Source organism: Janthinobacterium sp. TND4EL3, assembly GCF_900156175.1.
Lineage (GTDB): Bacteria > Pseudomonadota > Gammaproteobacteria > Burkholderiales > Burkholderiaceae_D > Janthinobacterium.
Window position 1 is genome coordinate 1 of sequence record NZ_FTMV01000058.1, and the last position, 6158, is coordinate 6158.

At 53.8% G+C, this 6158-nt stretch carries 6 protein-coding genes; 3 read left to right on the forward strand and 3 right to left on the reverse strand.

Annotated elements, in window-relative coordinates; translation table 11 throughout:
• The first annotated feature begins 328 nt into the window (after positions 1 to 328).
• The 3 genes from BXA07_RS29570 to BXA07_RS29580 all read left to right on the forward strand — a co-directional run bounded on the left by BXA07_RS29570 (position 329) and on the right by BXA07_RS29580 (position 2636).
• Positions 329 to 1054: a ZIP family metal transporter gene (locus BXA07_RS29570; protein ID WP_070221474.1), complete on the forward strand. Its 726-nt coding sequence runs from the start codon at positions 329 to 331 to the stop codon at positions 1052 to 1054.
• 348 nt (positions 1055 to 1402) lie between these two features.
• Positions 1403 to 1963 carry a TIGR01841 family phasin gene (gene phaP, locus BXA07_RS29575; protein ID WP_071650202.1) on the forward strand — a complete coding sequence of 187 codons (561 nt, stop codon included), beginning with the start codon at positions 1403 to 1405 and terminating at the stop codon, positions 1961 to 1963.
• 106 nt (positions 1964 to 2069) lie between these two features.
• Entirely contained in the window at positions 2070 to 2636 is a 567-nt protein-coding gene (locus tag BXA07_RS29580; RefSeq protein ID WP_070221486.1) for a carboxymuconolactone decarboxylase family protein, read from the forward strand.
• Positions 2637 to 2766: 130 nt separating this feature from the next.
• Here the strand turns inward: BXA07_RS29580 and BXA07_RS29585 are convergent, their stop codons facing one another.
• The 3 genes from BXA07_RS29585 to BXA07_RS29595 all read right to left on the reverse strand — a co-directional run bounded on the left by BXA07_RS29585 (position 2767) and on the right by BXA07_RS29595 (position 5861).
• Positions 2767 to 3915, reverse strand: a complete 1149-nt coding sequence (locus BXA07_RS29585) for a patatin-like phospholipase family protein (RefSeq protein ID WP_070221475.1) — start codon at positions 3913 to 3915, stop codon at positions 2767 to 2769.
• A gap of 74 nt (positions 3916 to 3989) precedes the next feature.
• Positions 3990 to 4523 carry an MgtC/SapB family protein gene (locus tag BXA07_RS29590; protein ID WP_232731426.1) on the reverse strand — a complete coding sequence of 178 codons (534 nt, stop codon included), beginning with the start codon at positions 4521 to 4523 and terminating at the stop codon, positions 3990 to 3992.
• A gap of 231 nt (positions 4524 to 4754) precedes the next feature.
• The gene (locus tag BXA07_RS29595; RefSeq protein ID WP_070221477.1) at positions 4755 to 5861 is read right to left on the reverse strand and encodes an IS5 family transposase; all 1107 of its coding nucleotides are present in this window, start codon (positions 5859 to 5861) and stop codon (positions 4755 to 4757) included.
• Positions 5862 to 6158: the final 297 nt, after the last annotated feature.

Consider the following 6158-nt stretch of genomic DNA (forward strand, 5'->3'; position numbering starts at 1 on the left):
CTGTCCGCCATGGCATGGAATGAGTGGCCTAGTTTGGCGTGGACTGGGTGGCCACTTTGCCGTGGAACGGGTGGCCACTTTGCGTGGAATACGCACGCAAGGGGTAGCGCACCATGAAGGTTCGTTGGAGGGCAGTGCGACTCGGTGCGTCCCCGAAGTTTGATACCAAATTGGATATAAGCACCGTAGCCCTCGATTGGAGCGCCTTGAACCTGTAGTTTATATAATCTCATGGCATACTGATCGGGAGCGCTTAAGTGAATGTGCTCCAAATCAATGGATGCAAAAGGACATTTTCTTAGGAATTTATATCTGAGTGGAAATATTAATGACATCCTCCGTGGGCGGCATACTCAATTACGCACTTTATCCCGTACTCGCCCTTGCCGCTGGTGGGGGCGCGGCGCTTCTCCGCCCTCCCGGCGCGCCGCTTCGTAGTGCTATCCAGCACTTTACGGCCGGGGTAGTGTTTGCTGCACTTGCCACTGAGTTACTACCTGACTTAATGCATCGGCGTTTGCCTTGGGCAACACTAACGGGTTTCGCCCTCGGTGTTTTGGTTATGCTCGCGATAAAACATTTTACTGAGAAGGCCGGGCAAGATGCAGCTCCGAAGGGAAAAAATGTCGACAGCCTGTTATGGATCCTTGGCGTCGATTTCGTGCTCGACGGTGTGCTGATCGGGCTTGGTTTCGCAGCGGGTAAAAAACAAGGATTGATACTTACCGTAGCGCTCTCGCTCGAAGTACTTTTTCTCGGACTGTCCTCCGTTACTGCACTGGTTAGCGTCGGCGCCACACGTACTCGAATTGCTAGCTTTATCGGCTTTTATATGGCATGCCTACTTTTTGGCGCATTGGGCGGTGCGCTTGTGCTTGCCAACGCGTCAGCGATCGTGCTCGACGCAACTTTGGCATTCGGGGTCGCAGCGCTGCTATATCTTGTGACCGAAGAGTTGTTGGTCGAGGCGCACGAAGTAGCCGAAACGCCCTTGCAGACGGCTACATTTTTTATAGGTTTCATTGCGCTGCTGGTTGTCGAGATGATCATCTAATGTGGACTTGGCATGCGCGCGCTGCTAACAAATTCTGTGCGACCCATGATATACGTAAAGATCCCGATTTCGCAGTTCGACTTTATCTACACTACGCACTGGCATGAGGCATTCCGAGCATTCCCATAGCCAGCCACTCAAAGTGATGGCCCGCACGATTGAACAATCGCTTCAATAAAAGTGGCTTTTAAGCTAGCCTATTGATGTGCTACATTTGTTTTCCGCACGAAAACTTTGAGGCAATTTCGCTGAGTCATTAGTTCTTCTGGCTCAAAATCTGCATGGCGCTTGGTATTCACGGTCCTTTCGATACCATGCCCATTCCACAAAACATTTTAAGGTATTCCTATGTTCCCATATTCAAAAGCTGTCGCCCCGGCTCTTCAAAGCCACTTGGAATCACAAACTGCGTATTTTAATGATATCTCAAAATCTTTGTTTGAAACGATTCAAAATTTGAGTCAGGTGAACATGCAGCTTGTTCAAACGATGATTGAAGAGTGCAATCACTGTGCTCAGCATGTTCTGTCGACCGACCACCCGGCTCCGTTGATCGATGCCGTAGCATCTCGCGCATTGCCAGCATCGGAGAAGTTGCGTGCATATCATCAGCAGCTGTCGCGCCTTGCTGCAGACTCGCAGGTCGCTATAGCGCGTATTAGCGAAGAACACGCTCCAAAAACTTCGAGCACCGCACAGAAGCTCGCTGAGGATGTGACCCGCACTGCTGCCGAGGAGACACAACGCAGTATGGAAAAACAGCAAGAAACAATGCGGAGTTTCACTAACTCGTTTGCTCAACACAGCAACGACAAAGACAATGGGCGAGCAGGTGCGAGCTTGCAAGGTGCTCGTGAAGGCAATATACAAGGTGGCATCCCTGAAAATCCTCCCGCCAAACCCAAATAAACGATTATATGTATATTTCGGGTGCCTCTAGGCAGCACGGGGAAAATAACGCCACATACACACATTGTGCGATGAGGCTTTTAGACATGATTTCAAGGAGTTACTCGTGCGCCTTCCCCTAATCGCCCCGGCGGACCTTACGGTCGAACAGAAGGCCCTCTACGACCATATGCGCCAAGGAATTGCGAGCAACTTTAACGCCTTCAAAGTTGAGCGAGAAGACGGGGCACTAATGGGGCCATGGAATCCATGGTTGCACGAGCCGGCAATCGGCAAGGCGATCTGGGACCTGACCCTAGCGATGACAGCCAACGCCGTGCTGCCGGACAATATTCGACAGATTGCTATTCTCATCGTCGGTGCCCATTTTAACGCCACCTACGAAATTTATGCTCATGTCGCTGTCGCTGAGCGGGAAGGAATGTCCGCTGAGCGACTTGCCGCGTTGGTGGCAGATCTCAAGCCTACCGACCTGTCCAAAGACGAAAATGTCGCATTTGATTTCTCGTATGCGCTGTGTCGCGGCGGCGCACTTCCAGAGCCGCTATACCGGCTCGCTCTTGCAACCTTTGGGCAACGTGGGACCAATGAATTAATTTATCTCGTTGGTCTATATGCACTGGTATCAACAACACTGAACGGTTTTAATGTCCCCGTTCCCGAGCGGGAATAGGAGATAGGAGGCGCGCCCGTGTTGCATCAACCAAAAAGAAGGCGCCCGTCGAGGTAGCCAAGCTGTGTGTTGGTCCCTTCGAAAGCAGGTATCACAAAAATATTTGGGCGCGGGCGTTTAGCAGTATCGCTTACGCACTTCTTTCTGAATTGCGGACAATGTCGTGCACTATCACACTGTTATGTTCGGTGGTCTCTACAAGCCAACCCGCCTGATCAACTGCTTGCAGTGCGTCGCGATAGCCTTGCTCCCATCTCCATGATATCGAGCTGCTGGCGAAATTGATATCCTTCGCGGCCATCTGCCAGTCGCGCCCGGGATAGACCAGACGAACTATATGCAAGGTTGTCTCAGGAATCAGTTGGTCTAGCACTTCGTTGCCAACGTCAGCGCGTAGCTCGACCGGTAGCTTCGCATAGAGCCTTTGAAGCATGCATTGTAGATTGTGCGTACGCCGATATGCCTCGATATGACGATTCGACCTGGAAGCAAAAACAATGTCCTTTTGACGCGTCTGTACCTCGTTCAAGGTCGTTGGCTCCGGTCCCTCGGCGCGCCATAGATCAACCATGAAGCAAAGCGTGTCCACCGGAGGCGTGTCATCAAAAATGGTTTCTATCGGCGTATTCGAATACAACCCCCCATCCCAATACAAGTCCCCGTCAATTCGAACGGGTGGAAAGCCAGGCGGCAAGGCACCGCTTGCCATGATGTGTTCAATCCCGATAGCCTGTTTTTGACTGTCGAAGCTGACCAATTCGCCACTGCTGACTTTAAGCGCATTCACAGTCAAGCGCATGTTGCCTGACGTATTCAAGTAAGAAATATCGACGACGTCACGTAGCGTATCGGCTAGCTCGGCGGTATCGTAGAAGCTTGCTTCTTCCGGAGGTACTGATAGCCCCATACTGAACGGGCTCCAAAATCTCGGTTTGAAGAATCCAGAGATGCCTCCTACCGCCGCGACAAAGGTCGCCCACTGGGTAGATTTTTGCCGCATCGGATCTGTCATCAAATCGAGCCCGACAGATTCCTCCTGGGATACCGTTTGCCAAAAAGCCTTCAACTTGGCAAGTCTGGCGGCTGGCGGGTTACCAGCGATAATCGCCGCATTGATGCCACCAATGGACGTACCAAGCACCCAGTCCGGGCAAAAACCGCGCTCTTCGAGCGCCTGGTAGACGCCAGCTTGGTAAGCACCCATAGCGCCCCCTCCCTGCAGGACAAGGGCGACCCGCTTCTTTCGGACGGGCGCAGGAGAATTCACGCTGGTGTTCATTTGAATGGAGTCATCTCTCGCATGTAAGTTGGCCGGGGATGGCATGTTGCTGTTGCACGAGACATAGTCTGAAGCTAATCGTGCTCTGCCTCAGCCTTATTTCGAACGTTGAAATTGCGCTTGGTGAACGTTGCCCAGCCCGGCACGTGGTGCAAAACCAGCATGGCATAGATAAGCCCTGTCGTGAGAGCGGCGAGCACGTACATACCAAAACCGCATGCCATGCCAATGGCTGCGGTGGCCCACAAAGTTGCAGCGGTTGTCAAGCCAGCAATTCTGCCTCGCACCTGAAGGATCACCCCAGCGCCAAGAAAACCGATACCTGTGACGACTTGAGCCGCAATTCTCGCAGGATCGGCCGGAGACACATGCCAGGAAATCAAGCTAAAAACGCAAGAGCCGATCGAAATCGCCATGCACGTCCTCACGCCGGCGTCACTGCCTTGCCGTTCTCGATCCCACCCGATCAAGGCGCCGAACAGTGCGGCGAGTATAACGCGCCATGAAAAGAGTAACTCTGTTTTCCAATCCATACCCGCCCATTCAGTTTTGAAAAGTGTTCGACTCACCCGGCTACTCGGTTTCCACCCGGACGTAGGATCGAACATGGATCGCCTGGAAGAGGAGTGCAACTCTTGGCAAGGCCACTGTCGCTCAGCATTATAGGTGTTGATCAGGGTTGCACCAATCGAATTAGCAGGCTGCTGAAATACCAGCCGACGGAAAACGGTCGTATGGCGAAATCATGAGGATTTCGAAATTCGTTTCGTAAAGTGAAAAGTCTTACGCGAACATGACCGTTTTCTCCTGTTTTCGTCGGATTTCGAACCCGTTTTCCCTTACTGCGCGCCCTGCGGACGGATTTGTCCTAGGGAACGCATGCGCACCAAGTTATAAGCCGCCATGTTGAGCACGAACATCTGGTCAACTTTGCGCAGGCCGCGCACCATCACCTGGCGGATACCGCCAATCATCTTGGCCCAGCCAAACCCCTGCTCGATGAGCTTGCGCTTCTGCTGAGAAATCGCGTAGCCCAGGCTCTGGGCAATCGTGTCAGGCACCGCCGAGCTGCGGCCCGACTTGTTCTGCGCCACATGTGGCATCACGTTCATGGCCGCACAGGCCTGGATGAATTCTGCCGCGTCGTACCCCTTATCGGCGCCCACCGTGATCACAATTGCGGGATCGCTCAGCGCTTGCCGCGCATCGTTCACCATCGCCTTCGCCGCTTCCCGTTCAGCATAGCCGTCGGCCTGGGTCACACGCGCATTGGCGATCAGTCCGTGGCGGTTGTCGCTCAGGGTATGGCCCATGTAACGCAGCTCGCTGCCTGTGTTGCCCTTGCGGTACAGGCGCGCTTCGGGATCGGTCTTCGATTGGTGTGTTTCGTTGCTGCGCTTCTTGCCCCTGAAGTCACCGCCGTCGCCATTGCCGTCGCCGCCATCACCGTCTTTGCGCACGAAGCTCTTGTGGCCTGCCCAAGCTTGGATCAAGGTGCCGTCCACGCTGAAATGCTCGCCCGATAGCCAGTTGTTCTGGCCGGCGATGGCCAGCACTTCATTGAAGAATTCGATGACGGCGTCGTGCCGAATGAGGCGCTCGCGGTTCTTGCTGAAAACGCTGGCCACCCAGACGTTGTCGTCCATGGCCAGGCCGATGAACCAGCGGAACAGCAGGTTGTACTGAACCTGTTCCATCAACTGCCGCTCGGAGCGAACGCTGTAGAGCACTTGCAGCAGCATGGCGCGCAGCAGCTTTTCCGGCGCGATGCTGGGGCGGCCGCCTTTGCTTTCCGATTCGTACATGCCGGCGAACAGACCTGCCATCTTTTCCAGCGCCGCGTTGGCCATCTTGCGGACCTCCCGCAGCGGGTGATCTTGGGGAATGAAGTCTTCCAGCTTGCGCATCATGAACAAGCTTTCGGTGAAGGTGTCGGCGCCGCGCATCGATTCTCAGGTAGGGGAACGGGAGTGACAGGATAACATTCAGATCGCCGCTCTGGACGGGCGGCCGCTCTGGTATTTCAGCAGCCTGTTAGGCGGAGCGTGAGTGGCTCGGATTGAAGAAGCCGAGGAACTTTGGTCTTCGGCTAGCCAGTATCGTGACAACTACGTTGACAAACACCGTGGTCGGAACCTAAGTCATTCTGTAAGCGTAAAGCCAGCGCCGTCTTTACCTCGACTACTCCTGCCAGCATGATTTGAGGTTGAGACACAAATCGATTGTGTCCACAAACTCGATTA